This window comes from Xanthobacter sp. YC-JY1 (assembly GCF_021730305.1).
GTDB lineage: Bacteria > Pseudomonadota > Alphaproteobacteria > Rhizobiales > Xanthobacteraceae > Xanthobacter > Xanthobacter flavus.
In genome coordinates, this window is sequence record NZ_CP032674.1 from 671,774 (window position 1) to 697,386 (window position 25,613).

A 25,613-nucleotide genomic window follows, 5' to 3' on the forward strand; every position below is an offset into this window, starting at 1 on the left:
ATGGACGGCAAGACGCTCGCCCGGCTCGGAGCCGTCGTCTTCGTCGCGGTCGCGATCACCGCGACTGCGATCGAGATGAACCGGAAAGAGGAAACGCCCGAGCCGTGGGCGTCCGGCCGGACCATCCAGACGCAGGCCGATCCGCTCCGCGACGAGTTGATCCGCTGCCAGACGCTCGGCGAAGCCGGTCCCCGCGATACCGCCTGCCTGCGAGCCTGGGCCGAGAACCGCAACCGCTTCCTCGCTCCCGGCGCCCGACCGGCCGAACGTCTACCGGAGCCACCCCCGGCGCCACGCGACAACCCCGCGTCCCCGACAGATCGCACCGATCAGCCGGCTCTGGGGCCATCCGCGCCAGTCGCTCCGCCACACCTCGAAGAGGCTCGATAGCATCATGGGCGGCACCGGCGTCATCGACCATTTCCTTGAGGTCTTCACCCGCTACATCGACAGCGGGTTCGGCCTGCTCAGCGGCGAAGTCGCCTTCATCGCCACCACGTTGATCGTCATCGACGTGACGCTCGCGGCGCTGTTCTGGTCCTGGGGCGCCGACGACGACATCCTGGCGCGCCTGGTGAAGAAGACCCTCTTTGTCGGCGTCTTCGCCTACATTATCGGCAACTGGAACAACCTCGCCCGCATCGTCTTCGAGAGCTTCGCCGGCTTGGGCCTGAAGGCCAGCGGCACGGGCTTTACGACCGCCGATCTGCTGCGGCCCGGTAAGGTGGCGCAGACCGGCCTCGACGCCGGACGTCCGCTTCTGGAATCCATCTCAGGCCTGATGGGCTACTGGTCGTTCTTCGAGAATTTCATCCAGATCGCCTGCATGTTCCTCGCCTGGGCGCTGGTGTTGCTCGCCTTCTTCATCCTGGCCATCCAGCTTTTCGTCACGCTGATCGAATTCAAGCTGACGACGCTCGCCGGATTCGTCCTCATTCCGTTCGGCCTGTTCGGCAAGTCCGCCTTCATGGCCGAGCGAGTGCTTGGCAACGTCATCTCGTCCGGCATCAAGGTCTTGGTCCTCGCCGTCATCATCGGCATCGGCTCGACGCTGTTCTCCGAATTCACTGCCGGCTTCGGCGGCGCAACCCCATCCATCGACGAGGCCATGGCCATCGTCCTGGCCGCCCTGTCGCTCCTCGGCCTCGGCATCTTCGGCCCCGGCATCGCCAGCGGCATCGTCTCTGGCGGCCCCCAGCTCAGCGCCGGCGCCGCGGTCGGCACGGGTATGGCGGCAGGCGGCATGGTCGCCGCCGGTGTTGGCGCTGTCGGTGCGGTCGCCTCCGGTGGCGCGGCGCTGGCCGGTGGCGCGGCGGCCGCGGCGCGCGGTGGAGCCGCCGTCGCAGGCGGCGCCTCGACCGCCTATAGCCTGGGCTCCGCCGGGCAATCTGGCGCTGCGGGCGTGGCGTCCGGCCTTGGCGGCGTCGCCCGCGCCGGCGGGAGCGCAGCGGTCTCGCCGCTGCGGCGTGCCGCCTCACGCGCCGCCGATAGCATGCGCTCGAGCTTCAATGCCGGCGGGAAGGCCGCGTTTGAAGCCACTGGTGGCTCCTCGACGATGGGATCGGTCGGTGGTGACGCAGCCGGCGACGGTGGCGGCTCGGCCGCGCCGGCAGCCCCAAGCGGGCCGCCCGCATGGGCGCAGCGCATGCGCCGCTCCCAACGCATGACCCATGCCGTCCAGGCGACTGCCCACGCCGTGCGCTCCGGCGACGCCCATGGCGGCGGCTCTTCCGTCAATCTCTCCGAAGGCGACCGCTGATGTTTAAACGACCCTCCACCCACTATGGCAAAGCCCCCGAACCCGAAACGCCATATCAGCGCGCCGCACAGGTATGGGACGAACGCATCGGCGCGTCGCGCGTCCAGGCGAAGAACTGGCGGACGATGGCGTTCGGCTCGCTTATCCTCTCGGCCGGCTTCGCCGCCGCTCTGGTCTGGCAGTCGGCGCGGGGCACGATTGTGCCGTGGGTGGTGCAGGTCGACCGGCTCGGCCAGGCGCAGGCCGTGGCGCCAGCTGTCGCCGACTATCGTGCGACCGATCCGCAGATCGCCTTCCACCTGGCGCGCTTCATCGAGCAGGTCCGCTCGATCCCCGCCGACGCCATCATCGTCCGGCAAAACTGGCTGCGCGCCTACGACTTCACGACCGATCGCGGCGCCATGGCGCTCAACGACTATGCCCGCGCCAACGACCCGTTCACGAAGGTCGGCCGCCAGCAGGTCGCCGTGGATGTCTCCAGCGTCATTCGTGCATCGCCCGACAGCTTCCGCGTCGCCTGGGTCGAGCGCCGCTATGAAAACGGCCAACTCGCCGAGACCACCCGCTGGACCGCGATCCTGACGATCGTCGTCCAGATTCCACGCAACGCCGACCGGCTCAGGGCGAACCCGCTCGGCATCTACGTCAACGCCATCAACTGGTCACGGGAGCTTGGGCAATGAAGCCGTCTTTCCGTAAAGCCGGAAACCCGGCTTCACACACATCCGTAGTCTCGGCTTTCCGCAGAGCCGGATTCCCCATGGTCCTGCTGGCGACAACCGCGCTGGCAGGCTGCGCCACCAGCACACCGCCTCCCGAAATCTCCTATGACAATGCGGCTCCGGCCGTGCAGACCGTCGATCCGCCGGGGCCGGTCACCGTGGTCGAGATACCGCGGCCGCTTCCGCTGCCTGGACAATTGCAGCACGTTGAGCCGTCTCGATCGACACCGGAGCCGACCGACCCAACGGCGCGCGTCAACCAGGCAAACGCCGCAGCGCGCATACAGCCCGTGCGCAACGGTTTTATCAACTCGATGCAGGTCTACCCCTTCACGCAAGGCGCGCTCTATCAGGTCTACACCGCCGTCGGGCAGATCACGGACATCGCATTGCAGCCGGGCGAGCAGTTGGTCGGATCGGGCCCGGTCGCCGCTGGTGACACAGTGCGCTGGATCATTGGCGACACGCAGAGCGGCGCCGGGCCGACGCTTCAGGTCCATATCCTGGTGAAGCCGACCCGGCCGGACCTGATGACCAACCTCGTCATCAACACTAACCTGCGCACCTATCACATGGAGCTGCGCTCGACCGAGCGGACCTATATGGCCTCGGTCTCCTGGCAGTATCCGCAGGACCAGCTTATCGCGCTGCGCCGTCAAAACAGCCAAGCCGAAGCTGCGCAGCCGGTCGCATCCGGCGTCGACCTCGCCAACGTCAATTTCCGCTACGCAATCGACGGCGACCGCGCGCCGTGGCGGCCGCTGCGCGCCTTCGACGACGGCCGCCAAGTCTTCATCGAATTCCCGCGAGGGATCGGCCAGGGAGAGATGCCGCCACTGTTCTTGGTCGGTCCCGAGGGCAACACCTCGGAGCTGGTCAACTACCGCGTCCGCGGCCACCACATGATCGTCGATCGGCTTTTCGCCGCCGCCGAGCTGCGCTTCGGCTCCGGCGATCGCCAAAGGCGTGTTCGCATCGTGCGTACCGATGGGAGGCCGGCATCGTGAGCGAGAGCGAGTCCCGGAAAGAGGAAGGGCCGGACGACGAGACCCAGCCGCTGACCGGCGAGGCCGCCGGGCCGGCGCCGATGCGGCTGCGCGCGGAGCCGCCGCGCGTCACCCGCCTGTCGCGCAAGGTGCTGGCAGGTCTCGGCCTGGTCGCCAGCGTCGGGATCGGCGGTGCGCTCATCTATGCGCTTCAGACCCGCGATGCCGGTCGGCCGAATGAGGAACTCTACTCCACCGAGAACCGCACAACGGCAGACGGGATTGCCGGCCTGCCGCGCGATTATAGCGGCGTGCCGCAGCTCGGTCCGCCGCTTCCCGGCGACCTCGGTCGCCCGATCCTCGGAGCGCAGAATCGTGGCCAGCCCGTGCCGACACCCGGCATGGCCACCCCAAACCCAGGTCTCAGCCCGGAAGAGCAGCGCCGCATTCAGGAACTGGAGGCGTCACGCACGGCCCGGCTGTTCGCGAGCACCGAAACCCGGACGTCCGCTGCGACGCCGTCCCAGGCGACGCCCGGCGCGCAAGCTATACCCGATCTCACCAGCCTTGGCCTGGCTCCGCCACCCGCGACGCCGACGGCGCAGGATCGGCAGAACGCCTTCCTCAATGCCGCAGCAGATCGAAGGACTGTGGCGCCCGATCGCGTCGCCGCGCCGGCTTCGCCGAACATCCTTCAGGCAGGTGCCGTGATTTCGGCCGCACTGATTACGGGGATCCGCTCAGATCTCCCCGGCCAGATCACGGCCCAGGTGACCGAGAATATCTATGACAGCCCGACCGGTCGCATCCTGCTCGTACCGCAGGGCACGCGCGTCATCGGGCAGTACGACAACAATGTGCAGTTCGGGCAGAGTCGCGTGCTGTTGGTCTGGAACCGGCTGATCCTGCCGAATGGCCGATCTATCGTCCTTGAGCGTCAACCGGGCGCCGACGCCGAGGGCTATGCCGGTCTGCAGGACGGCGTCGACTATCACTGGTGGGACCTCGCAAAGGCTGCCGGTCTTTCAACGCTGCTCAGCGTAGGCGCCGAGCTTGCGACCAACGACGATGACCGCCTGATCAGCGCAATCCGCAACGGCGGGCAGGATACGATCAATGACGCCGGGCAGCAGATCGTGCGCCGCCAGCTCAACGTCGCGCCGACGCTCAACATCCGGCCGGGGTTTCCCGTTCGCGTGATTGTAACGCGCGATCTCGTCCTCGAGCCGTACGGAGGCTGAAAATGACAAAGCTGAAGCTTGGCGCACTTGTTGACGAAAAGCCGGTGAAAGTGACGATCGAGATCCCGGCGACGCTTCACCGGGAGTTGGTGCAGTACGCCCAGGTCTTAGCGCGCGAACAAAACAGGCCGATCGACGATCCGACGAAGCTTATCGTTCCGATGGTCGAGCGCTTCATCGCAACGGACCGCGGCTTCTGGCGAGCGAAGCGCATGTCATCCTGATGGACAAGATCCATTCCCTCCAAGCTCCTCTGAATCAATGAGGAACTGCTTTGCTGGATCAAATCGGTCGAGCCGACCGGCCTGCAGGGCAGCGCAAAGCTCCAGTAATTTCTTCAATGCTGGATTGTGATTACCTTCGGCCCACACGACGCTCGACGAAATCTGTTCTGACGCGTCTCCAACAGGCACGAAGACGACACCCTGATAGGTGGTCGTGACAGCGGAACGAGTTGTAAGGGTCAGCCCAAACCCTTTCGACACCATATTTAGTAGGTTTTCGCGCCCGACCTTTTGCAAGAGAATCTTTGGTCGAAAGCCCATCGCGGATAGGTGCCTGACCAAGTAATCTTCTATCTCAGGCCCTGGTCCATCCGCGCCTACGAGAAAGGTTTCTTCTCGTACGTCTTCCCACTTCACTGCGCCTGCGGTAGCCAGCGCGTGCTTCGACGGCAACGCGATTACGATGTCATCGTGCCACAACAAGCGAGTACGGCACCCTGGGAGTTGCGGGACGCCGGAAATGAAGGCGGCATCGAGCCGACCCGCAAGGACGCCCGCAGCGATCGACTGAGATGCGGCCTCCTCCAACTTCACTTCCACGCTCGGAAAGCGCGCTCGATAGGCACCCAGCAGATCGCTCAGGAATCCCCCAGCGAATGAGATCGTGAGTCCGAGGCGCAGTTCGCCAAAATGCCCGCGTTGGACGAGCGCCAAATCGCTGATTGCCTGATGTAAATGTCCCGCGCCAACTTTTGCGTCCTGGAGAAAGCGCTCACCAGCATAGGTGAGGCGCGTCCCCGATCGACTCCGTTCAAACAAGGGGACGCCAAGTCGAGCTTCCAAAAGCTGGACCCGCCGGCTGACCGTCGACTGGGATAGATTCAGCGCATCCGCCGCGCGCCGGAAGCTACCGTGCTCAGCAACGAGAATGGCGTATTGAAGGTGACGGAGATCGAGAGCCAGGTCTGGCACGGCAGACCTTCACGTTCGCGGTTGGTCATTGGACGAGCGCAGGTGACGTTGGTCGGCTAGGACGCTCCACCGGCTTCGGCCGTTCCACCAACTATTTTTCGGGGCCCCCGACGCGAGTTCCATCATGGGCGAGCGCCGCTTCAGCGCCAGAGTCCAATGATCACACCGCTAATCAGCAACGCGCCGAGATATCCGCCGGCTGTTATCGCAGTGAAAGAAATTGGATAGGCTTGGAAGGCGTGCATCGGGACCAAAATCGATGCCACGAACCCGATCCAGGCAATGCTTGCGATCTGGAGACCGCCTTTCACCGTCGCCTGTCCGAGACGGTGCATCAACCAACCCAGCACAAGCGCCATAACGAAAAATCCGACGAGTTGTAGCGCAGACGCCATCACCATCGATGGTCCATGATTCAGTTGGGCCTGCGTCTTCCCAAGACCAGCTAGGTAGGTTCGGCGAAATAAGATCGTGAACCACACAAAGTTCAGGCTGAACGCACCAATGGTTGCGGCGGCCAAAGCGAGGACATTTACCGAGGCGATTTGCACTGCTTCCTCCAACATCGTTGCGCTCCACGCCGCTCTTATCCGCGCGCTGCGAAGCTCGCCGGGCATACTTGACGGCGCCGCCATCACTATATAGAAACCATCTGGTTGTGCAACCACACGGTTTCATTCAATGGATCATCTTTCGCAGACGCTTGCCGCCCTCGCCGATCCGACGCGCCGCGCAATTCTCGCCCGGCTTAGCGAAGGGGACGCATCCGTCGTTGAACTCGCGTCACCGTTTGCAATGACTCCACAAGCCATCTCGAAGCATGTGAGCGTCCTCGAACGAGCTGGCCTGATCTCCCGGCGGCGGGAATCCCAGCGAAACCTTAGTCATCTGGAAGCAGCACCGCTGCGCGTGGTGGACGATTGGTTAGCCACCTACCGGCGCATTTGGGATCAGCGGTTGGACAACATCGAGGATGTTCTCGCCCGGATCAAAAAAGGCGATCTTGATGACCCCAGGAAATAGCCTCGCCACAGAGGGACACATCGGCAACCCGGTTCTGAAAAATGCAGAATCCTCGGACCCGCGGCGCGTACGAAAGGTGGTCGCCTACCTCCTTTCATCCATTGATGGCGTGTTAGAAGGCCCGGGCGACTGGGTGTTCGACTGCTTCGATGATGAGATGTCCGAGCACCTCCGCCAGATCATCGCCAGTCAAGATGCAGTCGTGCTTGGCCGGGCCACGTACGATGCCTGGGTTCAGACATGGCCTCACTCTACACGCGAACCCTTCGCAAGCTTTATCAACGGGACGCACAAATATGTTGCGTCATCGACGTTGGATGTCGCTCGCTGGAATGCATCTACAGTGATGCAGGATGCTCTTGAAGGCATCGCTGCGCTTAAGTCGATGCCGGGGGGAGACATTGGCATTCATGGAAGCCTGCGTCTCGTACGCGCACTTCTACCACGCGACCTCGTCGATGAACTGATCATTGTGTTCCTGCCTGTGCTGGTGGGTTCCGGCCGAAGGCTGTTTGGGCGCGATGACGCGCTACAGCGATTAAATTTGATCGACCAGCATCGTACCCGCCGCGGCGTGATTGTGTGCCGATATCAAGTCCGGCCCGCGGGAGTGGAGGCGCGCGAAGCCGCGCACTCAAGGAGATCGCGGAGGCGAAATTGATCAAGCAAGCACCAACGTCGCTCTCCACGATCACATTGAACCGGGTCTTTGACGCGCCGGCCGATCTTGTCTTTAGAGTTTGGACTGAGCCCAAGCTGGTTGCCCTCTGGTGGGGCGTAGAGGGAGCAACCAATCCAGTATGTGAGATGGACGTCCGGCCTGGCGGCCGATGGCGGATCGATATGCGGACCCCAAGCGGGAAGATTTATCGCAACCAGGGTGTGTTCCTTGAGGTCGTGGAGAATAAGCGCCTCGTCTATTCTGACATTCCCGACCCTGAGATGCCGGAATGGCAGGGCGTGCCGCCTGCGCCGCGGTTGCACACGGTCACTTTTGATTGGCGCGGTGAGGAAACCTACGTGTCTCTCGAGGTGCAGATGGCGTCAGAGGCCGACCGCAATCGGATGATCGCGTTCGGGATGCCAGACGGGCTGAAGCAAGGTTTTGACCGCCTCACTGCATTGCTCAACGATTTTCGCCGGCAAGGACGCGCGGCGCTGAACGCCTCGGAATCCCCTTAGTCCGCCATACACCACGGTCGGCGAGGCGAAAAAGCCACTGACCTGCATAACGATCGTAAGGAACGACGATAATGCGTATCGAGAGAAAGAACCCACCCACAAAAGCGACATCCCTCGACGGGACGACCATTGCCTATGACTCCGTGGGCAATGGTCCCCCGCTGGTTATCGTCGTCGGGGCGTTTAATGACCGCTCGACTGGCGCGCCGCTTGCCGATGCGCTGGCTAGTCGATTTACAGTGTACACCTACGACCGTCGCGGCCGTGGCGAAAGCGGCGATTCACCTCCCTACGCGATCGATCGCGAGATCGAAGATCTAGCGTCGATCGTCGAAGCTGCCGGAGGGACTGCTTCCGTGTTCGGCTTCTCTTCGGGCGCGGTGCTGGCGCTCAGGGCATCGGTAACGGAGATTTCGATCGATAAGCTCGTGCTCTTCGGAGCGCCGATCGTGACCGACGACAGCCGTCCCGCCGTGCCCGTTGATATCGCGCAACGCGTTAAGGCGCTTGTCGAGCAAGGCAAGCGCGGAGATGCCGTCGAGCTATTCCAACTTGAGGCGATAGGTATGCCACCGCAGATCGTCGAAAGGATGCGGCATGCGCCGTTCCGACCTGGCCTTGAAGCGGTCGCCCATACGCTTTTCAACGACTTAACAATTATTGCAGGGAGCCCAAATCCTCTCGATCTGCTTGGGTCCGTCGCAATGCCCACGCTCGTAATCGACGGCGGCGATGGACCGCCTTGGATCGGACACACAGCACGCGTGATCGCCGAGCTGCTGCCGGACGGAAAACACGTCTCGATATCTGGGCTCACCCAGGACATGCGGCCTGAGCTTCTGGTTGGCCCCACAACTGACTTTCTGTTGGCAGGTTGACGCTCGCACGGCCGCTTCCCCGGTCGCGAACTAAATTCACGGACGGAGCCCCTTCGATCCAGATCCCTCTCCGCCTAACTCTCCGGGAGATAATATGCTTCTAGCCGATGCAATCGCAGCCATACCGCCTTCTGGAACCGCAGAATTGCTCGGCCAGAAGCTCCTTGCATATGACGCCGCGTCAACGCGAGCGCGCGTTGCGTTTACCGGCCGCCCGGAATTCTTGAACCCAGCCGGATACATCCAAGGCGGCTTCCTGACCGCGATGATGGACGACACGATGGGCCCGTCGATCTGGCTGGCGACGGAGGGGAAGGTTTTTCCGGTCACGATCGATTTCTCAGTATCATTTCTCGGGGCTGCCAGCGTTGGCCAGTTGATCGGCGAGGCGCGCGTTGTGCAACTCGGCAAGACTATCGCCTTTCTTGAAGCTCAACTCGCTGACGGCGACGGTCGACTCGTCGCACGGGCCACCGCCAGCGTCAGGCTGGTACAACCTGACGGCGTGAGGCCGCGTGATGCGTAGCCCGATGAGTTGTGGCAAAGCCGCAATGCCGAGCCTAGCCGCTACGCCGGTTGCCGAACGCGTTCCACTGCTCGATCGACGAACCTTAATTCTCGCTGGCAGCGCGTTACTGGCCGGCTGCGACTCCCAGGAGACCAAGATGGCCAACGATAAGCTGAAGCCCGGACCTCCCGAGCACTTCACGTCCAAAGACGGGACGCCGATCGCATTTGAGCGGTGGGGATCGGGGCCAGCCGTCGTGCTGGTCGACGGAGCATTTTGCTCGCGAAGGTTCGGTCCTACGGACAAGCTTGCACCGTTGCTTGCCCAGCACTTTACCGTATTCGCGTATGACCGTCGCGGTCGAGGCGATAGCGGAGACGTCGCCCCTTATTCGATCTCTCGCGAGATTGAAGATCTAGCAGCGCTTATAGCGATCGCCGGCGGGTCGGCTAGGGTGTTCGGCATGTCATCCGGCGCCGTTTTGGCTCTTGAAGCGGCAGCGAGCGGCGTGCCGATGGACAAGCTGTCGCTCTACGAGGCACCCTATCTCGTAAATGCAACAACGCCACGCGCACCTGCTGACTACGCGGAGCAGCTTCAGGCGATGCTCGATGCTGACGATCGAGGCAGCGCGGTGAAGTTTTACATGACCGAAGTGATGCAGATGCCGCGGCTCATCGTGGCCATCATGCCGCTCACTCCAAACTGGAAACAACTCAAGGCGTCAGCGCCATCGCTGCTTCACGAAGCAACATTGATGGGCGATTTCCACCTCCCGCGCGAGCGCTTTGCTCAGATATCGGTGCCGACCCTGGCGCTGGCGGGGAGCAAGGGACCCGAACTAATGCGGGAGGCCGCAACCGCTTTGGCGTCGGCCCTCCCAAGCGCGACCAGCAAAGTTTTAAGCGGCCAGTCTCACGACGTATCGATGCCGGTCTTGGCTCCTGTGCTGGAAGCCTTTTTTTCAACATGACTGGCGACGGTTCGAACAAGAGCCGAAAGGTCGGCCGACGCTCCCAGACGACACTTGCCCGTTGAGACCACCCGTCCGATTTACACGCTATATCCCGATATTACCGCACACGTTCGCGCGCGGGCTTCAAAGCGGAGGATCTATCGCCTTCTATCTCCACAAGAGCAAAGAAGTGGAGATACGGTATGAGTGCTGCCCCGCATGTCGCCCGCAGAACAATTCGCCGGCAGCAGTTGCGAGAGATCGTGCCGCTTGCCGACAGCACGATCTACGACATGGAGCAGCGGGGAGAATTCCCGCAACGCTTCTATCTCACCTCGCGCTGCGTCGTCTGGGACTTGGCAGAGGTGGAAGCCTGGCTCGATGCTCGGCGCCATGCCTCTCGCGCAAATGCAATCAAACGTGCTCCAAGCCCTGACGTGAGGCTGCGCCGTTCGCGGCCCGTCAAACACTAGGCTCCAACTCAAGCAACTCCATCGTGGCCGGGAGCAGCGTCGGACGGTACTTCTGACCCAAAACCCAGGCATCCAACATATGGGACCACTCCTGCATCATATGGCGGCGTTGATGCTCGTACTCCGCCTTGTTATAGACGCCACGCGAGGATCTTCCGTCCTCATGCGCCAAGCACTTCTCGATCCAGTCGCTATTGAAGCCCAGCTCATTCAGCAGCGTAGAACCTGTGCGTCGTAGGTCATGGACAGTGAACGGTTCGAGCGGCAGCCCCTCTTTTTTCGCTCTGACGACGACCGCTGTCGTTATCCGATTGAATGTCGCCCGCGACATCGGTGCGTCAGCGTCGTATCGCGAAGGAAGGACGTAGCGCGAGTTACCCGCGCAAGTTTTCAGCGCGATGAAGATGTCCACCGCCTGCTCCGACAGATAGACGTTGTGTGCCTTCGACCGCTTCATTCGCTCTTTTGGGATCGACCAGACGGCGTTCTCGAAATCGACCTCATCCCACGTCGCGTCCTGCAGTTCGCTTTTCCTCACCATCGTCAGAAGGAAGAGTTTCATTCCCAACCGTATAGTCGGCAGGGTCGGCACATGCTCGAGCTGACCGAGCATGACGCGAATCTCCGCGGGGGAAAGCGAACGGTCCTTTGGGACGAAGGTTGCGATCGACGCGGGCCCAACTTCATCCGCCGGATTGGCGACCTTCTCGCCATGCAGGATGGCGAACGCAAAGATCAGCTTCACGATATCCCGCACATGGACGGCCGTGGCTGGAGCGCCGCGCTCCTTCACCTTCCCGCACATCATCCGGAGATCGTCCGGCGTGATCTCGGTCAGAAGCCTGTTTCGAAACGTCGGCAAGATGTCGCGCTCATAGATCGAGCGCCGCATGGCGCGTGTGCTCTCGGCCATGCGCGACTGCTGGAACCATTTTTCGCCGAACTCGCCGAACCGCTTCGCCTCCTTCAGTCGCCGCTTGTCATGCTGCTTCTCCTGGGCCGGAGACCGCCCCTCTGAAATGGCGCGCTTGGCATCGATCAGCCTTTCCCGAGCGCGGGCTAGCGAAAGGCCTTCTGGCCCGTACCGACCGAGCGTTAGCGTCTCGCGGCGGCCGTTTAGGCGGTAGTCGTACCGGAACACGATCGCACCCGATGGCTGCACCACGACGTACATACCGTCACGATCGCTCACCTTGTACAATTTCTTCTGTGATCTCAGCGCCTTAATCGCTGTGTCCTTAAGCATGGGAGCCTCCAAAACCGTACAAAAACTCAAGAGAGGCGCCGATTATACCGTCAGACCAAAACAGGCATTGCTGAAGGCGTAATTTCCGTTTTAAATCAGGTCGTTAATGCCCAAAAAAATACCGTCAGCAGCTCTCATAGCCCTGACGGTATAGCGAAATTCCCAATCGAACAAGTTCCCCGATACCGTCCGCTATACCGTCAAATCAGAGCGCTGCCCCTCGATAGATGGCGATAGACGCAGGAACTATTATCTTTGGTTTTCAACGCGTTATAGCGTACAAGAGCGTACAATCGGATACTGCCGGAGTGGCAAAAATCATTCCCACTCGATGGTGCCCGGCGGCTTCGACGTTACGTCGTAGACCACGCGGTTGACGCCCTTCACCTCGTTGATGATGCGGGTGGCGGTGCGGCCGAGGAAGGTCATGTCGAAGGGGTAGAAGTCGGCGGTCATGCCGTCGACGGAGGTGACGGCGCGCAGGGCCAGGACGTGGTCGTAGGTGCGGCCGTCGCCCATCACGCCCACGGTGCGCACGGGCAGGAGCACGGCGAAGGCCTGCCAGATCACGTCGTAGAGGCCAGCGTAGCGGATCTCTTCCAGATAGATGGCGTCCGCCTTGCGCAGGATGTCGAGCTTCTCTTGCGTCACCGCGCCGGGGCAGCGGATGGCGAGGCCGGGGCCGGGGAAGGGGTGGCGGCCGACGAAGCTCTCGGGCAGGCCGAGCTCGCGGCCGAGTGCGCGCACCTCGTCCTTGAATAGGTCGCGCAGGGGCTCCACCAGCTTCATGTTCATGCGGTCGGGCAGGCCGCCCACATTGTGGTGGCTCTTGATGGTGACGGAAGGCCCGCCGGCGAAGGAGACGCTCTCGATCACGTCCGGATAGAGCGTGCCCTGGGCGAGAAAGTCGGCGCCGCCGACCTTCTTGGCCTCGGCGTCGAACACGTCGATGAAGAGGCGGCCGATGGTCTTGCGCTTCACCTCGGGGTCCTCGACGCCCTCCAGCTCCTTCAGGAACAGCTCGGCGGCGTCCACATGGACGAGGGGGATGTTGTAGTGGCCGCGGAAGAGGGAGACCACCTCGTCCGCCTCGGCCTGGCGCATCAGGCCATGGTCCACGAACACGCAGGTGAGCTGGTCGCCGATGGCCTCGTGGATGAGCACTGCCGCGACGGAGGAATCCACCCCGCCCGAGAGGCCGCAGATGACCCGGCCCGTTCCCACCTGCTCGCGGATGCGGGCGATGGCGCGCTCGCGGAAGGCGCCCATGGTCCAGGTGCCTTCGAGGCCCGCCACCTTGCGCACGAAATTGGAAAGAAGGCGCGCGCCGTCCGGCGTATGCACCACCTCGGGGTGGAACTGCACGCCGTAATAATTGCGCGACACGTCGGCGATGGCGGCGAAGGGGGCGTTCTCGGAGGTGGCCACCACCTCGAAGCCCTCGGGCAGGCGGGTCACGCGGTCGCCGTGGCTCATCCACACGGTGTGGCGCTCACCGGGGCGCCAGACGCCGTCGAACAGGGGCACGGACTTGTGAACCGTCACCTCGGCGCGGCCGAACTCGCGATGGTGGCCCGCCTCCACCGCACCGCCGAGCTGCGCCGCCATGCACTGCTCGCCATAGCAGATGCCCAGCACCGGCACGCCCGCCCCGAACGCCGCGTCCGGCGCCTTGGGGCTCTGCCCCTCGATCACCGAGGCAGGACCGCCGGAGAGGATGATGGCCTTGGGCTTGAGGCGCGCGATGGCCTCCTCCGCCTTCTGGAACGGCACCACCTCGGAATAGACCCCGTCCTCGCGCACCCGCCGGGCGATGAGCTGCGTCACCTGGCTGCCGAAATCGATGATGAGGACGGTGTCCTGGGAGGTGGCGGGCGCGGCGGTCATGGGCAAGCCTTGGGCGAGAGGGCGGTTTCGGCCCCTCCTTTAGCCGCAAAGCGACGATTCCAAAAGTCAAGCGCCGCGCAGGGCTCCTCTGCGTCGCTCGGGTCACGGGCGCGGACAATCTCGCCTTTGACCGTTCACCCAAATCTGATCCCGCGTATCGGCCTTGAGGAGCCGATAGGACTCAACCTCGAAACACTCTCCAGCACGCAAAATTCCGTTCACCTTCGACCAATCAGCCGGGCCGGGGCGAACATACACCTGCCATCGCGCTCGCAGGACGCTTCCTTTGGAAGGGGGGGCGATGATGGGTTTGCCGTCTGCCTGATCGAAATTGACATCTTTGAATGCGCCGGTACCCAGCACTCCGACGGCTGCCCACCCGGATAGGCTCGTTTGGTCGGGCAGGGGGGTGGTGGGCTGGGAGGACAGAGGGGCGGTCTCTTGTCCGATCAGAGACGTAATTTGCCTAAATAGGTCATTTCTGTCGACGTTGCATGATTTAGGTATCATCTTTATTTGGTAAGATATCACGTCAACGTTTATTTTCTTGCTTCCTTCAATTTTCAATAAGTTATTAACCATCGAATTGCATTGAACTTCGAGGTCGGAATTGTTCTTTTTAAAAGTTAGATAGGCTCCGATCAGCCCAATTGCCGCTGCGATCACAATCTTGGAAATGACGTCAGAAGCCGGCACCCATTTCTCAAGCGGGCGGAGGGTTTTTTCATCGGCCATGAACGTCGCGCCCCAATCGAGAATGGGGTTAGAATGTGATTGCTAATATAAATAATGCAACTAAAAGTTTTATGACTTTATCTCGATACCCTCCACCCTGAACCTCAAATCCGCGCCCAGTACGGCTCGCAGCCGGCGGGGGCGTTGATGGCGGCTGTGCCGTGGCGGCGCTTCAGCTCGGCGCAGCCGAATTCGCGGGCTTTCTCCGGGAGGCGGGAATTGATGGCGGTGCCGATCTCGTCATAGGGCTCGCCGGAGGCGTAGACATAATAGGCCCAGTAGCCGCCGACGAGGACGACCACGAGGAGCAGCAGGCGGATGAGACCCATGGCCTGTCCTTTCAGCGCAGTGGCATTCGCGCGGACAACGCTCCGCTTGCGCTGAAAGTTCAATCGAGTCCGACAGGGGCCCCGTGCGGCCTCACCCCGCCCGCTTCATCACGCTCACGAAGAACCCGTCCGTGCCGGTGCGGCGCGGGCTCATTAGCAGGCCTTCGCGGCTGGTCAGCGCGGCTTCCGCCAGCGCCGGGCCGGAGGCGCCGAGCGCGAGGACGTTCTCTGTGGGCGAGACGGGGGAGAAGTCCTCGCGCTTGTTGAGGAGTGCGCGCACCTGGGCGCCGTTCTCCTCGTCCAGGAGCGAGCAGGTGACGTAGGCGAGCCGGCCGCCGGGGCGGACATAATGGGCAGCCTGTTCCAGGATCTTCGCCTGCTCGGCGGTACGCTGGGCGAGGGCGCCGGGGCGCACGCGCCATTTGGCGTCGGGGTTGCGCCGCCATGTGCCGGTGCCGGTGCAGGGGGCGTCCACGAGGACGAGGTCCATCTTGCCTTCGAGGTCGTGCAGCACGTCTTCGGCGCCGCGTGGGCTCCTCACCTGCACATTGCGCACGCCGGCACGGGCGAGGCGCTCGTGCATGGGCTTCAGGCGGCGGATGTCGCTGTCATGGGCGTAGATCTGGCCCTTGTTGTCCATCAGCGCCGCGAATTCCAGCGTCTTGCCGCCGGCACCGGCGCACAAATCCAGCACCTGCCCGCCGGGAACGGGGCGGGCGAGGATGGCGGCGAGCTGCGAGCCCTCGTCCTGTACCTCCACCTCGCCGCGCAGGAAGGCGGGCTCGGCCGAGACGGGAGGCGCCTTGCCCTCGGAATCGAGCTTGATGCGCAGGGCCAGCGGAGAGAAGCGGCAGGACTCCGGGTGAAGGTGGGAGAGTTCCGCCTTCACCGCGTCGGGCTCGCCCTTCAGCGTGTTGATGCGCAGATCCAGTGGAGCGCGGGCAGCGAGCGCCGCGCCTTCCTCGACCACGCTCTCGCCGAACACGTGCCGCAGCGAGGCATGCAGCCACTGGGGATAGTCGCCACGCACGAAGGGTGGGGCGCCCTCGAGGCTCGGATCGGCGAGGCGGGCGCGCTCGGCCTCGGAGAGCGGCGCGGGGGCGAAGCGGGCCCCGTCGGCCAGTGCCGCGATGGCGTCCACCGAAAGGCCGCGCATGAGCGCGAGCATGCCGAGCACAAGGGCGCGCGGCTCCTCCGATCCCATCACATGGGCGGCCGAGGCGCGCCGGCGCAGGGTGTCGTAGAGGATGCCGGCGATGGCCGCGCGGTCGCCCGATCCGGCGAAGCGGTGGGAGAGGCCCCAGTCCTTCAGCGCATCGGCGGCGGGGCGGCGGCGCGCGGAGAGGTCGGCGAGGATCTCGATGGCGGCGGAAAGGCGGGCGGCAGGGGTCACGGTGGCTCTTCTATTGTCGGGTCAGGCCTGCGGCGCGGTGGGGGCGAGCCCTTCCGCGGTCAGCTGCCGGGCGAACTGGTCCAGCGCGAGGGCCAGCTTCTCGTCGATGATGTGGAGATATTCGGTCCAGTCGGCATAGCCGGTCAGCTCGGCCTTGCCGTCGCTGATGCCGCGCAGACCGAGGAGGGGCACGCCGTGGCGGCGGGCGGCGCGCAGCACGGCGAAGGTTTCCATGTCCACCATGTCCTCGGGAATGGCGTCATAGGCCGCGCCCGAGATGATGGCGCCGCCGGTGGAGAGGGAAGCCTCCGGCACGCCGGCGATGCGGTGGGGCAGCTCGATCACCACCGGCTCGTCGAGAAAGGGGGTCTTGCCGCGCTCGAAGCCCAGCGCCGAGGCGTCCATGTCGCGATAGGCGACGCGGGCGACCTGATAGACCTCGGCATGGTCCAGCCGCCGCGAGCCGGCCGAACCCAGCGTCACCACCAGGTCCGGGTGGCGGCCCTGATGGTGCAGGATGGCGAGCGCCCGCGCCGTCTCCACCGCCGCTTCCACCGGCCCGACGCCGGTGATCAGCGGGTCGATGCGGGCCTTGAGGTGCTCTCCGTATTCCTGGCTGGTCGCCATGACGAAGAGGACGTCATGGCCGCCGAAGGCGAGGACGTGGCGGGCGGGATCGGTCATCGCAAGTTCCAGTGCGAGCACCCCTGCGGGCGCCCCGGGCGCAAGGACGAGACTCCTCGGACGCCACGGCGCGCCTGTCAACCGCCACGCTGTCAGATGGCGAGGAGGATGGCGAACGCGAACAGCACCCACATGAGCGTGAGCACCGCAAGGCTCGCAAGGTCGAGGCTGACGCCGCCGATGCCGCGCTCGGCCCGCAGCTTGGGGGAGAGTATCTGGGGGAAAGCGGAGGCAAGGCGCAGCAGCACGAAAATCCAGGCCAGCACCACGAAGGCCACATCCGCCTTGCGGGTGAACAGGGCGAGGGCGGTGAGCGTGTAGAAAAGCACGGCGGCGAGGCCGGCGCGCAGTCCGTCCGCCGTCACCTCGGTGGAGCGCACCGCGCGCAGCAGCACGGCCAGCACGAGTGCCACATGCACGAAAAGCGGGAGAAGGATCATCTGAACGGTCATGAATGCCTCCGGGGAGCGCGACCTGGCATCGTATTCGCCAAGCGCGAGCGCTGCCACAGGCGGAACCGCCGGCGCGTCCGTTCGTTCCCTCGCCGCAGTCTTTGCCGTGGGGGGCTCTCTCTGAAGGGAATCCCGGCGGGCGAATGCATCGGCGCGCGGCGTCCCGTCCTGGCACGGCCACGCGGCCGCGCGGAGGCGTCGCACATGAGCCATCAGCAGGATATCCGGGAGTTGCGCCGCAAGGTCGAATCCGGCCGCGCCCCGCGCCCCTTCTTCACCCGCGTGTCGCAGGCGGTCTCGCGCTATGCCGGAAAGCCCGTCACCTTCATCATCGCCGTTCTGGTGCTGGTGGTCTGGGGGCTCACGGGGCCGATCTTCGGCTTCAACGATACCTGGCAGCTGGTCATCAACACCTCCACCAGCATCGTCACCTTCCTCATGGTGTTCCTCATCCAGAACAGCCAGAACCGCGACACGGCCGCGCTCCAGATCAAGCTGGACGAATTGATCGCCCGCCTCGATGGCCCGCGCGAGAGCCTGCTCGATCTGGAGGATCTGGACGAGGAGGTGCTGGAGCGGCTGAGGCTGGAATATGCGCTCCTCGCCGACAAGGCGCGGGAGGACGGGGACAGAAGGGGTCGGGTGCCCCTCTCCGAGGCGCCGGAATGCGATCCCGGCCGGGGGAAGGCCGCAGGCGCGCCGGTGGCCGGCTGAACCGACCGCCGTTCAGAGCGCCGCGACGGCAAACGCCTCGGGCGCCACCCCGGCGCGCATCCGCGCCGCCATGGTCTCGTAGGCGCTCTCGATGTGGCGGGCATAAAGGTCCACGGCGAACAGCGGCGAGGCGGGCAGTCCCGCCTGGAGGCGGGCGCGGACCTCGGCAAGCGCCGCGGGATCGCGGGCGAGGGAAACGGCCAGCGCCTCGAAGGCCGCAGGCGTGGTCGTCGCGAGATCGCCGACGCCCACCTGCCGCATGAGGCTGTCCGCCACCCGGGAGGCGAAGGAGCGGCCGGTGCGGGTCACGATGGGCACCCCGCGCCGCAGCGCGTCGCTGGCAGTGGTGTGGGCGGTGTAGGGGAAGGTGTCGAGGAAGAGGTCCGCGTGGCCGATGCGGGCGAGATGCTCCTTCAGCGGCACGCGCGGCGCAAAGACCAGCCGCGACGGGTCGAGCCCGCGCCGCACGGCCTCGCGGCGCAGATTGTCGTCGGTGCCGGCCCGCCCCTCCAGCAGCCAGAGCACCGATCCCGGTACGGCGGCGAGGATGCGGGCGAAGCTGGAGAAGGTGTCCGGGTCAAGCTTCCACGCGGCGTTGAAGGAGACGAACACGAAGGCGTCTTCCGGCAGGCCGCAGGCGGCGCGGCCCGGCGGCTCGGCGACGGGCAGGTCGGGATCGTTCGGCTGGTAGCAGTGCGGCAGCTGGACGATCTTCTCGCTGTAGAAGGGCGCATCCGAGAACGGCAGCACCACCGGATCGCCGATCACATAGTCGAAGAAGCTGGCCCCGCTGGTGCCGGGATAGCCGAGGAAGCCCACCTGCACGGGCGCCGGGCGGTGGGCGAACAGGGCCATGCGCTCGCCCTGGGTGTGGCCCATGAGATCGACGGCGATGTCGATGCCGAGCCCGGCAATCTGTCGGGCGATGTCCTCGGTGCTCGCCTTCTCCACATCGACGAAGCGATCCACCGCCCCTTTCACCCGCGCCCGTTCGGGCGAGCCGTCGTCCGGGCCGATGGAGACGGCGGTGATCTCGAACCGGCTCCGGTCGTGCCGTTCCAGCAGGCCGGCGATGAGGTGGGTGGTGGGATGGATGCGGAAGTCGGCCGAGACGTAGGCCACGCGGATCGGCCCCGTGGCGGCGCGCCGGGCCGCGTGATCGAAGACGAGCGGCCGCGCGGGCTGCTTCTCCGCCTCCACCCAGCGCCGTGCCCCGGCGAGATGCATCGCGGGGTCGTCCAGATAGAGCGTGAGGAAGGGAATGGAGGGCGCGCTCTGGCCGATGGCGCCGAGCCGCAGATTCTCCAGAAGCCGGTCGTGGCCGCGCCAGTCGCAGGTGCCCCGGCGGGCCGGAAACAGCACGTTGGCGGCGAGCGGAAGCGAGGGGTCCCGCGCGAAGGCCTCGCCCATGGCGGCGACTTCCTCCGCCTCGCGCTTGAGCGCGCCATAGGCGAGGGCGAGATTGTAATGCAGCTTGGCGTCGTCCGGCCGGCGCGTCAGCGCTTTGCGGTAAAGCTCGATGGCCTCCAGCTCCCGGCCCTGCCGGGCCCGGCAGATGCCGAGCAGCTGGATCACGTCCGCATGGTCCGGGGCCGTCTTGAGGATCTTGCGATAGGCCCGCGCCGCATCCTCATACTGCCCGCGCAACTGGTGCTGGTAGCCGTCATAGAGCAGCTTCGCGAGCGCAGGCGGGAGCGGGGGAGGGGGCTGGGACATGGTCTCGACTGACTGGGCTCGGCAGGGGAAGGGCGGGCCCCGCGCGAACGCAGGCGCCGGGCGCCTCTAGCATGCGGGCGCCGTTGGCGATAGGCAGGGGCTGGCCCGCCCGGCTGCCACGCCGGCCACCGACCGATCTTCTGGAGGAACCCAATGCCGCTTTATGCCCTCGACGGCATCGCCCCGGAGCTGCCCGCCTCCGGCAATTTCTGGATCGCCCCCAACGCCGTGCTCATCGGCCGGGTGATCGTGAAGGAGGGCGCGAGCATCTGGTTCGGCGCGGTGCTGCGCGGCGACAACGAGCCCATCGTCGTCGGCGAGGGCACGAACATTCAGGAAAACTGCGTCCTCCACACCGACCCCGGCTATCCCATGACGCTCGGGCCGAAGGTCACCATCGGCCACAATGTGACGCTGCATGGCTGCACGGTCGGTGAGGGGGCGCTGGTGGGCATGGGAGCGACCGTGCTGAATGGCGCCGTCATCGGCGATCACTGCCTCGTCGGCTCCATGGCGCTGGTCACCGAGGGCAAGACCTTCGAGCCCTATTCGCTCATCGTCGGTGCGCCGGCCAAGGTCGCCCGCACGCTGGACGAGGCGGCGGCCGAGCGGCTGATCGCCACCGCTGCCGGCTACCAGCACCGCTTCCCGCGCTACGCCGCCGGGCTCGAGCGGATCGACTGAGCGCGGGACAGGAAACGCAAAACGGGCCGGAACCGCGGCGTCGGTTCCGGCCCGTTTTCGTCTCGCAGAGGCAGAAGCCGGCGAGGCGATCCGGTGAAGGTCAAGCTGTCAGCGGCCGGTGCCCACCACCGGCGGCACTCGCGTCTCGCCAAGGGACACCCACTGGGAGGGATCTTCCTTCGACTGGCGCTTCACGAAGCGATAGCCGGTGTCGGTCCAGGTGTGGATGTTGGCTTCTTGGTTATCGAGGATGAGGTCGCCCTTGTCGGTGACGACGGTGAGCACGGCATGGCCGTCGCCCTCATGGTCGCGCACCACGGTGATGAGCAGAACCGAAGTCGGCCAGCCGGCGTTGATGAGGCGGCGGCGCTTTTCGAGCACATAGTCCTCGCAATCGCCGCGACCGTCGTCGGGATAGGCCCAGCGCTCGGTCTCGCCGTAATGGTCGAGGTCGGTCTCGGGCTGGACGATCTCGTTGACGGTGCGGTTGACGCGCTCGAGTTCGGCCTTGCGATCGGCATCGAGCCGGATGGCGGGAATGACCGGGCCGGCCGAGCGGCAATCGGCGCCGTTCTCGGCGCAGAAGCGGACATAGCCGGACGGGGAAGAGGTATAGCGCCCGTCGGCCAGATGGCGCGGTGCGAAGGCTGCGGCGAGGTTTGCGAGACGGATCTGCCCGCGGGCGTCCTGCGCGGCGGCGGGGACGCTGGCGCCCAGAAGCGCGACCCATACGGTCAGCGCCAGAGGAAGGCTGAGGAGCGAAAAGCGCTTCGACATTGCCGGGGGTCCGAGCGGAGTTAACAAAAAGATAATGCCTCAGGCCGCCGCGCTTGGCTCCGTCAACCTTCTGTTAACCTTAATGGCCCGGTTTTCGGTTACCCCCGGATTTTGCGATCTTTTGCCGCTGTTGCGCCGCGGCCACCCGTTTCAGGGCCCTGACGCTGCGCCAACCCTTGGAGCGCACCGCCTTCGGTGCTAATGACTGACGGGTCAGTCATTGCGAGGCGCCCATGGCGCGAAGCCCTTCAGACGCACGGGAGACGCAGCCGGAGCCGCAGGCCCCGCGGCGGCGGCGTGCGCCGGCCATGGACAAGGGAGAGCGGCGTCGCTCCATCCTTGATGCGGCGCTGGCGGAGTTCTCGGCCCACGGCTTTGCCGGCGCGCGGCTCGACGACGTGGCGCGGCGGGCCGGCGTCGCCAAGGGCACGCTCTATCTCTACTTCTCCGACAAGGAGGCCCTGTTCCGGGGCCTGGTGGAGGAGAACCTGTCGCCCGTCCTCGTCGATGCCGGCGGCATGGTGGCGCTGTTTCCGGGGACCACCCGGGAGCTTCTGGACCTGCTCATCGAACTTCTCGCCCAGCGGGTGCTGGAAACGCCGGCGCAGGCGCTGGTGCGCCTGATGATCGCCGAGGGGCCGCGCTTCCCGGAACTGGCCGCCTATTATCATCGGGAAGTGGTGGTCCGCGGCCTCGCGCTCATCCGCGCCATCGTCTCCCGCGGCATCGCCCGCGGCGAGATCGACAGCGACATTCCCGCCCGCTTCCCCCAGCTCGTCATCGCCCCCGCCATCGTCGCGGTGGTGTGGAACAGCATGTTCGGCGCGTTCGACCCGCTCGACGTGCGCCAGTTCCTCGCCGCCCATCGCGACCTGATCCTGCGCGGCCTTGGATGGAGAGAGACGTGACACGCGCTCCCGCTTTGTGCGCCATGCTTCCCCGTGCCCTTGCCCTCGCCGCTGCGCTCGGCCTTGCCGGCTGCGATGGCGATAGGGCAGGGGGCTTCTCCGGCTATGTGGAAGGGGATCTGGTCTTCATCGGCCCCACCGAGGCCGGGCGCGTCAGTGCGCTCCTGGTGGAGGAGGGGGCGCAGGTGAAGGCCGGCCAGGTGCTGGCGAAGGTGGAGGACGATCTCCAGACCGCCGACCGGGACGCTGCCGCCGCCCAGCTCAAGGAGGCCGAGGCCCGCCTCGCCAATGCCCGCTCGCCCCTGCAGCGGCCGGAGGAGGTCGCGGTGCTGGAAGCCTCGGAGCGGCGCGCCGCCGCCGCCCTCGACCTCTCTCGCATCGAGCTGAACCGCCAGAAGACACTGGTGCCCAAGGGCGCGTCGTCCCAGGCCAATCTCGATTCCGCCCAGCACCAGTACGACCAGAACCAGGCCGCCCTCGACGAGGCGCAGCGCCGCATCGCGGCCGCCCGCATCGCCTCGCGCAATCAGGACATCGACGCCGCCGAGCAGGCCGCGCAGGCGGCGAAAGCCAACCTCGCCGCCGCCCAGATCCGGCTCGACCGCCGCACGGTGAAGGCCCCGGCGGATGGACCGGTGCAGACCGTCTACTACCGGCCCGGGGAAATGGTGCCGGAAGGCCGGCCCATCGTCTCCGTGCTGCCGCCGGGGCTGGTGAAGGTGCGCTTCTTCGTGCCGGAGGCGCAATTGCCGAAGGTGACGGCGGGTGCCCCTGTAACCGTCACCTGCGATGGCTGCGCGCCGTTCACCGCAAAGGTGTCCTTCATCGCGGCGCAGGCCGAATATACCCCGCCGGTGATCTACAGCCGCGAGGAGCGCTCCAAGCTCGTCTATATGGTGGAGGCGCGGCCCGATGATCCGGCCAAGGCGAAGCCGGGACAGCCGGTGAATGTGAGCCTCGGAGCCACCCCGTGAGAACGGCGGCTGCGCCGGCCCCCGATCCGGATGTGGTGATCGAGGTGGAGGGCCTTTCCAAGAGCTTCGGCGGTCACCGCGTGGTGGACAACCTCACCATGCGGGTGCGGCGCGGGCAGATCTACGGCTTCCTCGGCCCCAACGGTTCCGGCAAGACGACCACCATCCGCATGCTGTGCGGGCTGCTCACGCCAGACGCGGGGCGCGGCACCTGCCTCGGCATGGACATCCTCACCGAGTCCCGCGCCATCCGCGAGCACGTGGGCTACATGACCCAGCGCTTCTCGCTCTATCAGGATCTCTCGGTGCGGGAGAATCTGGAGTTCGTCGCCCGCCTCTACGGCGTGCCGCAGCCGGAAGCCGCGGCGACCCAGGCATTGCAACGGCTGGGGCTGGAAGGGCGCGGCAAGCAGCTTGCCGGCGCGCTCTCCGGCGGCTGGAAGCAGCGGCTCGCGCTCGGCGCCTGCATCCTGCCCGGTCCGGACCTGCTCCTCTTGGATGAGCCCACCGCCGGCGTCGATCCCCAGGCGCGGCGCGAGTTCTGGGAGCAGATCCACGACCTCGCTGCCGAGGGGCTGACCGTCCTCGTCTCCACCCACTACATGGACGAGGCGGAGCGTTGCCACGAGATCGCGTACATCGCCTATGGCAAGCTGCTGGCCCAAGGCACGGTGCAATCGGTCATCGCCGCCGCCGGCCTCACCACCGTGACGGTGGAGGTGAAGGGCGAGGCGGGGCAGGAGGCCGGGCGCCTCGCCCGTGACCTCGCCCGCGACCTGTCCCAGCGCGCGGGGGTGGACATGGTGGCGCCCTTCGGGACGGCCCTGCACATCTCCGGCCGTGACGCCACGGCGCTGGAGGCGGCCCTCGCCCCCTTCCGCTCGGACGCGCGCCTGGCCTTCCGCGCCGATGCGCCGACGCTGGAGGACGTGTTCATCGACCTCATGCGCCGCTCCAAGGACGAGATGCGATGAGTGTGCGCGCCGCCCGGGGCGGCTTCTTCACGCGCGTCGGCGCCATGATCGTGAAGGAGTTCATCCAGCTCCGCCGCGACCGGGTGACCTTCGCGACGATGATTATGATCCCGCTGCTGCAGCTGATCCTGTTCGGCTACGCCATCAACACCACGCCGCGCCATCTGCCCACCGCCGTCTTCACCCATGAGAACAACGAGGTGAGTCGCGCCATTCTCGCGGCGCTGCGCAACACTGCCTTCTTCTCCTTCGTGCGCGAGGTGAAGAGCGCCGAGGATGCCGAGCACATGATCCGCGCGGGCGAGGTGCTGTTCTTCGTGGAGATCCCAGCCGGCTTCGAGCGGGCACTGCGGCGGGGGGATGCGCCCCAGCTGCTGGTGGCGGCCGATGCCACCGATCCGGTCGGCTCGGCCAATGCGCTGGCCGCGCTCGCCGGCGTGGTCAATTCGGCCCTCGTGCGCGAGCGGTTCGTGGATGCGCCGGGCAGCGCGGCGTTCGAGATCGTGCAGCACCGGCGATACAATCCCGCCGGCACCAGCCAGCTCAACATCGTGCCGGGCCTGCTCGGCACCATCCTCACCATGACCATGCTGATCTTCACCGCTTTGTCGGTGACGCGCGAGATCGAGCGGGGGACCATGGAGAGCCTCCTCTCCATGCCGATCCACCCGGTGGAGATCATGCTGGGCAAGATCACGCCCTACGTGCTGGTGGGCATCCTGCAGGCCCTGCTCATCATGGGCGCGGGGATGATTCTCTTCGGCGTGCCGCTCGAGGGCAGCGCGATCCTGCTGGCGGTGGCGACGCTGCTGTTCATCGTCGTCAACCTCTCCATCGGCTACACCTTCTCCACCCTGGCGCAGAACCAGCTCCAGGCGGTGCAGATGTCCTTCATGTTCTTCCTGCCCTCCATCCTGCTGTCGGGCTTCATGTTTCCGTTCTCGGGCATGCCGCTGTGGGCGCAGTGGATCGGCGAGGGACTGCCGCTGACCCACTATCTGCGGATGGTGCGCGGCATCCTGCTGAAGGGGTCCGGATTCTCGGACCTGACCACCGATGCGGGCGCGCTGGTGGTGCTGATGCTGGTGGCCATGGCCATAGCCGTGGCGAGATTCCGGCAAACTCTGGACTAAAAGCCGTGCGGCATGTGGCCGCGAAGCTTTGGCGCTTGCCCGATTCCGTCCTGTGGAAAATAGTGGTCCCCGTGGTGGAGCCTG

30 protein-coding genes are annotated in these 25,613 nt (G+C 65.4%); 19 read left to right on the top strand and 11 right to left on the bottom strand.

Features of this window, described 5'->3' with window-relative positions:
• The 6 genes from trbK-alt to D7006_RS03200 are packed head-to-tail and all read left to right on the top strand — an operon-like array spanning window position 1 to window position 4,932.
• Window positions 1-390 carry a putative entry exclusion protein TrbK-alt gene (trbK-alt, locus tag D7006_RS03175; RefSeq protein WP_237355523.1) on the top strand — a complete coding sequence of 130 codons (390 nt, stop codon included), beginning with the start codon at window positions 1-3 and terminating at the stop codon, window positions 388-390.
• A 4-nt stretch (window positions 391-394) separates the two neighbouring features.
• On the top strand, window positions 395-1,759 hold the full coding sequence (trbL, locus tag D7006_RS03180) for a P-type conjugative transfer protein TrbL (protein ID WP_237355524.1): 1,365 nt from the start codon (window positions 395-397) through the stop codon (window positions 1,757-1,759).
• Window positions 1,759-2,442: a conjugal transfer protein TrbF gene (trbF, locus tag D7006_RS03185; RefSeq protein ID WP_237355525.1), complete on the top strand. Its 684-nt coding sequence runs from the start codon at window positions 1,759-1,761 to the stop codon at window positions 2,440-2,442. Before trbL ends, trbF begins: the two co-directional genes overlap by 1 nt.
• Window positions 2,439-3,488: a P-type conjugative transfer protein TrbG gene (trbG, locus tag D7006_RS03190; protein ID WP_237355526.1), complete on the top strand. Its 1,050-nt coding sequence runs from the start codon at window positions 2,439-2,441 to the stop codon at window positions 3,486-3,488. Before trbF ends, trbG begins: the two co-directional genes overlap by 4 nt.
• On the top strand, window positions 3,485-4,708 hold the full coding sequence (locus tag D7006_RS03195; protein ID WP_237355527.1) for a TrbI/VirB10 family protein: 1,224 nt from the start codon (window positions 3,485-3,487) through the stop codon (window positions 4,706-4,708). Before trbG ends, D7006_RS03195 begins: the two co-directional genes overlap by 4 nt.
• Before the next feature lie 2 nt (window positions 4,709-4,710).
• The gene (locus D7006_RS03200) at window positions 4,711-4,932 is read left to right on the top strand and encodes a DUF2274 domain-containing protein (RefSeq protein ID WP_237355528.1); all 222 of its coding nucleotides are present in this window, start codon (window positions 4,711-4,713) and stop codon (window positions 4,930-4,932) included.
• Here D7006_RS03200 and D7006_RS03205 read toward each other — a convergent pair.
• Window positions 4,924-5,904 (bottom strand): LysR family transcriptional regulator, encoded by a 981-nt coding sequence (locus D7006_RS03205; RefSeq protein ID WP_237355529.1) that lies wholly within the window; start codon window positions 5,902-5,904, stop codon window positions 4,924-4,926. The two genes, D7006_RS03200 and D7006_RS03205, sit on opposite strands and share 9 nt — an antisense overlap.
• A gap of 140 nt (window positions 5,905-6,044) precedes the next feature.
• Complete coding sequence (locus tag D7006_RS03210) at window positions 6,045-6,470, bottom strand: DUF1761 domain-containing protein (protein WP_237355530.1); 426 nt, start codon at window positions 6,468-6,470, stop codon at window positions 6,045-6,047.
• A 115-nt stretch (window positions 6,471-6,585) separates the two neighbouring features.
• Here D7006_RS03210 and D7006_RS03215 point away from each other — a divergent pair, with 115 nt between their 5' ends.
• The 7 genes from D7006_RS03215 to D7006_RS03245 all read left to right on the top strand — a co-directional run bounded on the left by D7006_RS03215 (window position 6,586) and on the right by D7006_RS03245 (window position 10,923).
• Window positions 6,586-6,927, top strand: coding sequence for a helix-turn-helix transcriptional regulator (locus D7006_RS03215; protein WP_237355531.1), 342 nt, complete (start codon window positions 6,586-6,588; stop codon window positions 6,925-6,927).
• Complete coding sequence (locus D7006_RS03220; RefSeq protein ID WP_237355532.1) at window positions 6,878-7,588, top strand: dihydrofolate reductase family protein; 711 nt, start codon at window positions 6,878-6,880, stop codon at window positions 7,586-7,588. Before D7006_RS03215 ends, D7006_RS03220 begins: the two co-directional genes overlap by 50 nt.
• Window positions 7,585-8,109, top strand: a complete 525-nt coding sequence (locus tag D7006_RS03225) for an SRPBCC domain-containing protein (RefSeq protein WP_237355533.1) — start codon at window positions 7,585-7,587, stop codon at window positions 8,107-8,109. Before D7006_RS03220 ends, D7006_RS03225 begins: the two co-directional genes overlap by 4 nt.
• A gap of 71 nt (window positions 8,110-8,180) precedes the next feature.
• Window positions 8,181-8,987 carry an alpha/beta fold hydrolase gene (locus tag D7006_RS03230; RefSeq protein ID WP_237355534.1) on the top strand — a complete coding sequence of 269 codons (807 nt, stop codon included), beginning with the start codon at window positions 8,181-8,183 and terminating at the stop codon, window positions 8,985-8,987.
• Between the two features lie 94 nt (window positions 8,988-9,081).
• A complete protein-coding gene (locus tag D7006_RS03235) occupies window positions 9,082-9,513 on the top strand; it encodes a PaaI family thioesterase (protein WP_237355535.1) in 432 nt (143 codons plus the stop codon).
• 139 nt (window positions 9,514-9,652) lie between these two features.
• A complete protein-coding gene (locus D7006_RS03240) occupies window positions 9,653-10,468 on the top strand; it encodes an alpha/beta fold hydrolase (protein WP_237355536.1) in 816 nt (271 codons plus the stop codon).
• A gap of 185 nt (window positions 10,469-10,653) precedes the next feature.
• A complete protein-coding gene (locus D7006_RS03245; RefSeq protein ID WP_181268293.1) occupies window positions 10,654-10,923 on the top strand; it encodes an AlpA family transcriptional regulator in 270 nt (89 codons plus the stop codon).
• On the opposite strand, the gene D7006_RS03250 is transcribed toward D7006_RS03245, so the two are convergent.
• The 7 genes from D7006_RS03250 to D7006_RS03280 form a co-directional block, all read right to left on the bottom strand.
• The gene (locus D7006_RS03250; RefSeq protein ID WP_237355537.1) at window positions 10,913-12,169 is read right to left on the bottom strand and encodes a tyrosine-type recombinase/integrase; all 1,257 of its coding nucleotides are present in this window, start codon (window positions 12,167-12,169) and stop codon (window positions 10,913-10,915) included. The genes D7006_RS03245 and D7006_RS03250 overlap by 11 nt on opposite strands.
• A gap of 318 nt (window positions 12,170-12,487) precedes the next feature.
• Complete coding sequence (gene guaA, locus D7006_RS03255) at window positions 12,488-14,056, bottom strand: glutamine-hydrolyzing GMP synthase (protein ID WP_237355538.1); 1,569 nt, start codon at window positions 14,054-14,056, stop codon at window positions 12,488-12,490.
• 102 nt (window positions 14,057-14,158) lie between these two features.
• Window positions 14,159-14,791 (bottom strand): hypothetical protein, encoded by a 633-nt coding sequence (locus D7006_RS03260; protein ID WP_237355539.1) that lies wholly within the window; start codon window positions 14,789-14,791, stop codon window positions 14,159-14,161.
• Window positions 14,792-14,895: 104 nt separating this feature from the next.
• Entirely contained in the window at window positions 14,896-15,120 is a 225-nt protein-coding gene (locus D7006_RS03265; RefSeq protein ID WP_229645280.1) for a hypothetical protein, read from the bottom strand.
• A gap of 91 nt (window positions 15,121-15,211) precedes the next feature.
• Window positions 15,212-16,513 (bottom strand): RsmB/NOP family class I SAM-dependent RNA methyltransferase, encoded by a 1,302-nt coding sequence (locus D7006_RS03270; RefSeq protein WP_237355540.1) that lies wholly within the window; start codon window positions 16,511-16,513, stop codon window positions 15,212-15,214.
• 21 nt (window positions 16,514-16,534) lie between these two features.
• Window positions 16,535-17,197: a 5'-methylthioadenosine/S-adenosylhomocysteine nucleosidase gene (locus D7006_RS03275; protein ID WP_237355541.1), complete on the bottom strand. Its 663-nt coding sequence runs from the start codon at window positions 17,195-17,197 to the stop codon at window positions 16,535-16,537.
• Between the two features lie 92 nt (window positions 17,198-17,289).
• Window positions 17,290-17,649 (bottom strand): hypothetical protein, encoded by a 360-nt coding sequence (locus tag D7006_RS03280; protein WP_169123583.1) that lies wholly within the window; start codon window positions 17,647-17,649, stop codon window positions 17,290-17,292.
• A gap of 204 nt (window positions 17,650-17,853) precedes the next feature.
• On the opposite strand from D7006_RS03280, the gene D7006_RS03285 reads away from it, so the two are divergent.
• Window positions 17,854-18,363, top strand: a complete 510-nt coding sequence (locus D7006_RS03285; protein WP_237355542.1) for a low affinity iron permease family protein — start codon at window positions 17,854-17,856, stop codon at window positions 18,361-18,363.
• Window positions 18,364-18,375: 12 nt separating this feature from the next.
• Here D7006_RS03285 and D7006_RS03290 read toward each other — a convergent pair whose 3' ends face one another.
• Window positions 18,376-20,079, bottom strand: coding sequence for a tetratricopeptide repeat protein (locus D7006_RS03290; RefSeq protein WP_237355543.1), 1,704 nt, complete (start codon window positions 20,077-20,079; stop codon window positions 18,376-18,378).
• A 153-nt stretch (window positions 20,080-20,232) separates the two neighbouring features.
• Here D7006_RS03290 and D7006_RS03295 point away from each other — a divergent pair, with 153 nt between their 5' ends.
• Window positions 20,233-20,763 carry a gamma carbonic anhydrase family protein gene (locus D7006_RS03295; RefSeq protein ID WP_169123586.1) on the top strand — a complete coding sequence of 177 codons (531 nt, stop codon included), beginning with the start codon at window positions 20,233-20,235 and terminating at the stop codon, window positions 20,761-20,763.
• Between the two features lie 108 nt (window positions 20,764-20,871).
• Here D7006_RS03295 and D7006_RS03300 read toward each other — a convergent pair whose 3' ends face one another.
• Window positions 20,872-21,540, bottom strand: coding sequence for a transglutaminase-like cysteine peptidase (locus D7006_RS03300; RefSeq protein WP_169123587.1), 669 nt, complete (start codon window positions 21,538-21,540; stop codon window positions 20,872-20,874).
• Between the two features lie 308 nt (window positions 21,541-21,848).
• Here D7006_RS03300 and D7006_RS03305 point away from each other — a divergent pair, with 308 nt between their 5' ends.
• Genes D7006_RS03305 through D7006_RS03320 form a run of 4 tightly spaced genes read left to right on the top strand, consistent with a single transcriptional unit; the run spans window position 21,849 to window position 25,529 of the window.
• Window positions 21,849-22,448, top strand: coding sequence for a TetR/AcrR family transcriptional regulator (locus D7006_RS03305; protein ID WP_237355544.1), 600 nt, complete (start codon window positions 21,849-21,851; stop codon window positions 22,446-22,448).
• Entirely contained in the window at window positions 22,445-23,422 is a 978-nt protein-coding gene (locus tag D7006_RS03310) for an HlyD family secretion protein (RefSeq protein ID WP_237355545.1), read from the top strand. The genes D7006_RS03305 and D7006_RS03310 overlap by 4 nt, the downstream gene beginning before the upstream one ends.
• Complete coding sequence (locus tag D7006_RS03315; protein WP_237355546.1) at window positions 23,419-24,396, top strand: ABC transporter ATP-binding protein; 978 nt, start codon at window positions 23,419-23,421, stop codon at window positions 24,394-24,396. The genes D7006_RS03310 and D7006_RS03315 overlap by 4 nt, the downstream gene beginning before the upstream one ends.
• A complete protein-coding gene (locus D7006_RS03320) occupies window positions 24,393-25,529 on the top strand; it encodes an ABC transporter permease (protein WP_229645290.1) in 1,137 nt (378 codons plus the stop codon). Before D7006_RS03315 ends, D7006_RS03320 begins: the two co-directional genes overlap by 4 nt.
• Window positions 25,530-25,613 lie beyond the last annotated feature (84 nt).

Coding starts and splice junctions, on each gene's coding strand:
- trbK-alt (WP_237355523.1), top strand. CDS start 1: ATGGACGGCAAGACGCTCGCCCGGCTCGGAGCCGTCGTCTTCGTCGCG.
- trbL (WP_237355524.1), top strand. CDS start 395: ATGGGCGGCACCGGCGTCATCGACCATTTCCTTGAGGTCTTCACCCGC.
- trbF (WP_237355525.1), top strand. CDS start 1,759: ATGTTTAAACGACCCTCCACCCACTATGGCAAAGCCCCCGAACCCGAA.
- trbG (WP_237355526.1), top strand. CDS start 2,439: ATGAAGCCGTCTTTCCGTAAAGCCGGAAACCCGGCTTCACACACATCC.
- D7006_RS03200 (WP_237355528.1), top strand. CDS start 4,711: ATGACAAAGCTGAAGCTTGGCGCACTTGTTGACGAAAAGCCGGTGAAA.
- D7006_RS03210 (WP_237355530.1), bottom strand. CDS start 6,470: ATGTTGGAGGAAGCAGTGCAAATCGCCTCGGTAAATGTCCTCGCTTTG.
- D7006_RS03215 (WP_237355531.1), top strand. CDS start 6,586: ATGGATCATCTTTCGCAGACGCTTGCCGCCCTCGCCGATCCGACGCGC.
- D7006_RS03220 (WP_237355532.1), top strand. CDS start 6,878: ATGTTCTCGCCCGGATCAAAAAAGGCGATCTTGATGACCCCAGGAAAT.
- D7006_RS03230 (WP_237355534.1), top strand. CDS start 8,181: ATGCGTATCGAGAGAAAGAACCCACCCACAAAAGCGACATCCCTCGAC.
- D7006_RS03235 (WP_237355535.1), top strand. CDS start 9,082: ATGCTTCTAGCCGATGCAATCGCAGCCATACCGCCTTCTGGAACCGCA.
- D7006_RS03240 (WP_237355536.1), top strand. CDS start 9,653: ATGGCCAACGATAAGCTGAAGCCCGGACCTCCCGAGCACTTCACGTCC.
- D7006_RS03245 (WP_181268293.1), top strand. CDS start 10,654: ATGAGTGCTGCCCCGCATGTCGCCCGCAGAACAATTCGCCGGCAGCAG.
- D7006_RS03250 (WP_237355537.1), bottom strand. CDS start 12,169: ATGCTTAAGGACACAGCGATTAAGGCGCTGAGATCACAGAAGAAATTG.
- guaA (WP_237355538.1), bottom strand. CDS start 14,056: ATGACCGCCGCGCCCGCCACCTCCCAGGACACCGTCCTCATCATCGAT.
- D7006_RS03260 (WP_237355539.1), bottom strand. CDS start 14,791: ATGGCCGATGAAAAAACCCTCCGCCCGCTTGAGAAATGGGTGCCGGCT.
- D7006_RS03265 (WP_229645280.1), bottom strand. CDS start 15,120: ATGGGTCTCATCCGCCTGCTGCTCCTCGTGGTCGTCCTCGTCGGCGGC.
- D7006_RS03275 (WP_237355541.1), bottom strand. CDS start 17,197: ATGACCGATCCCGCCCGCCACGTCCTCGCCTTCGGCGGCCATGACGTC.
- D7006_RS03280 (WP_169123583.1), bottom strand. CDS start 17,649: ATGACCGTTCAGATGATCCTTCTCCCGCTTTTCGTGCATGTGGCACTC.
- D7006_RS03285 (WP_237355542.1), top strand. CDS start 17,854: ATGAGCCATCAGCAGGATATCCGGGAGTTGCGCCGCAAGGTCGAATCC.
- D7006_RS03290 (WP_237355543.1), bottom strand. CDS start 20,079: ATGTCCCAGCCCCCTCCCCCGCTCCCGCCTGCGCTCGCGAAGCTGCTC.
- D7006_RS03295 (WP_169123586.1), top strand. CDS start 20,233: ATGCCGCTTTATGCCCTCGACGGCATCGCCCCGGAGCTGCCCGCCTCC.
- D7006_RS03300 (WP_169123587.1), bottom strand. CDS start 21,540: ATGTCGAAGCGCTTTTCGCTCCTCAGCCTTCCTCTGGCGCTGACCGTA.
- D7006_RS03305 (WP_237355544.1), top strand. CDS start 21,849: ATGGACAAGGGAGAGCGGCGTCGCTCCATCCTTGATGCGGCGCTGGCG.
- D7006_RS03320 (WP_229645290.1), top strand. CDS start 24,393: ATGAGTGTGCGCGCCGCCCGGGGCGGCTTCTTCACGCGCGTCGGCGCC.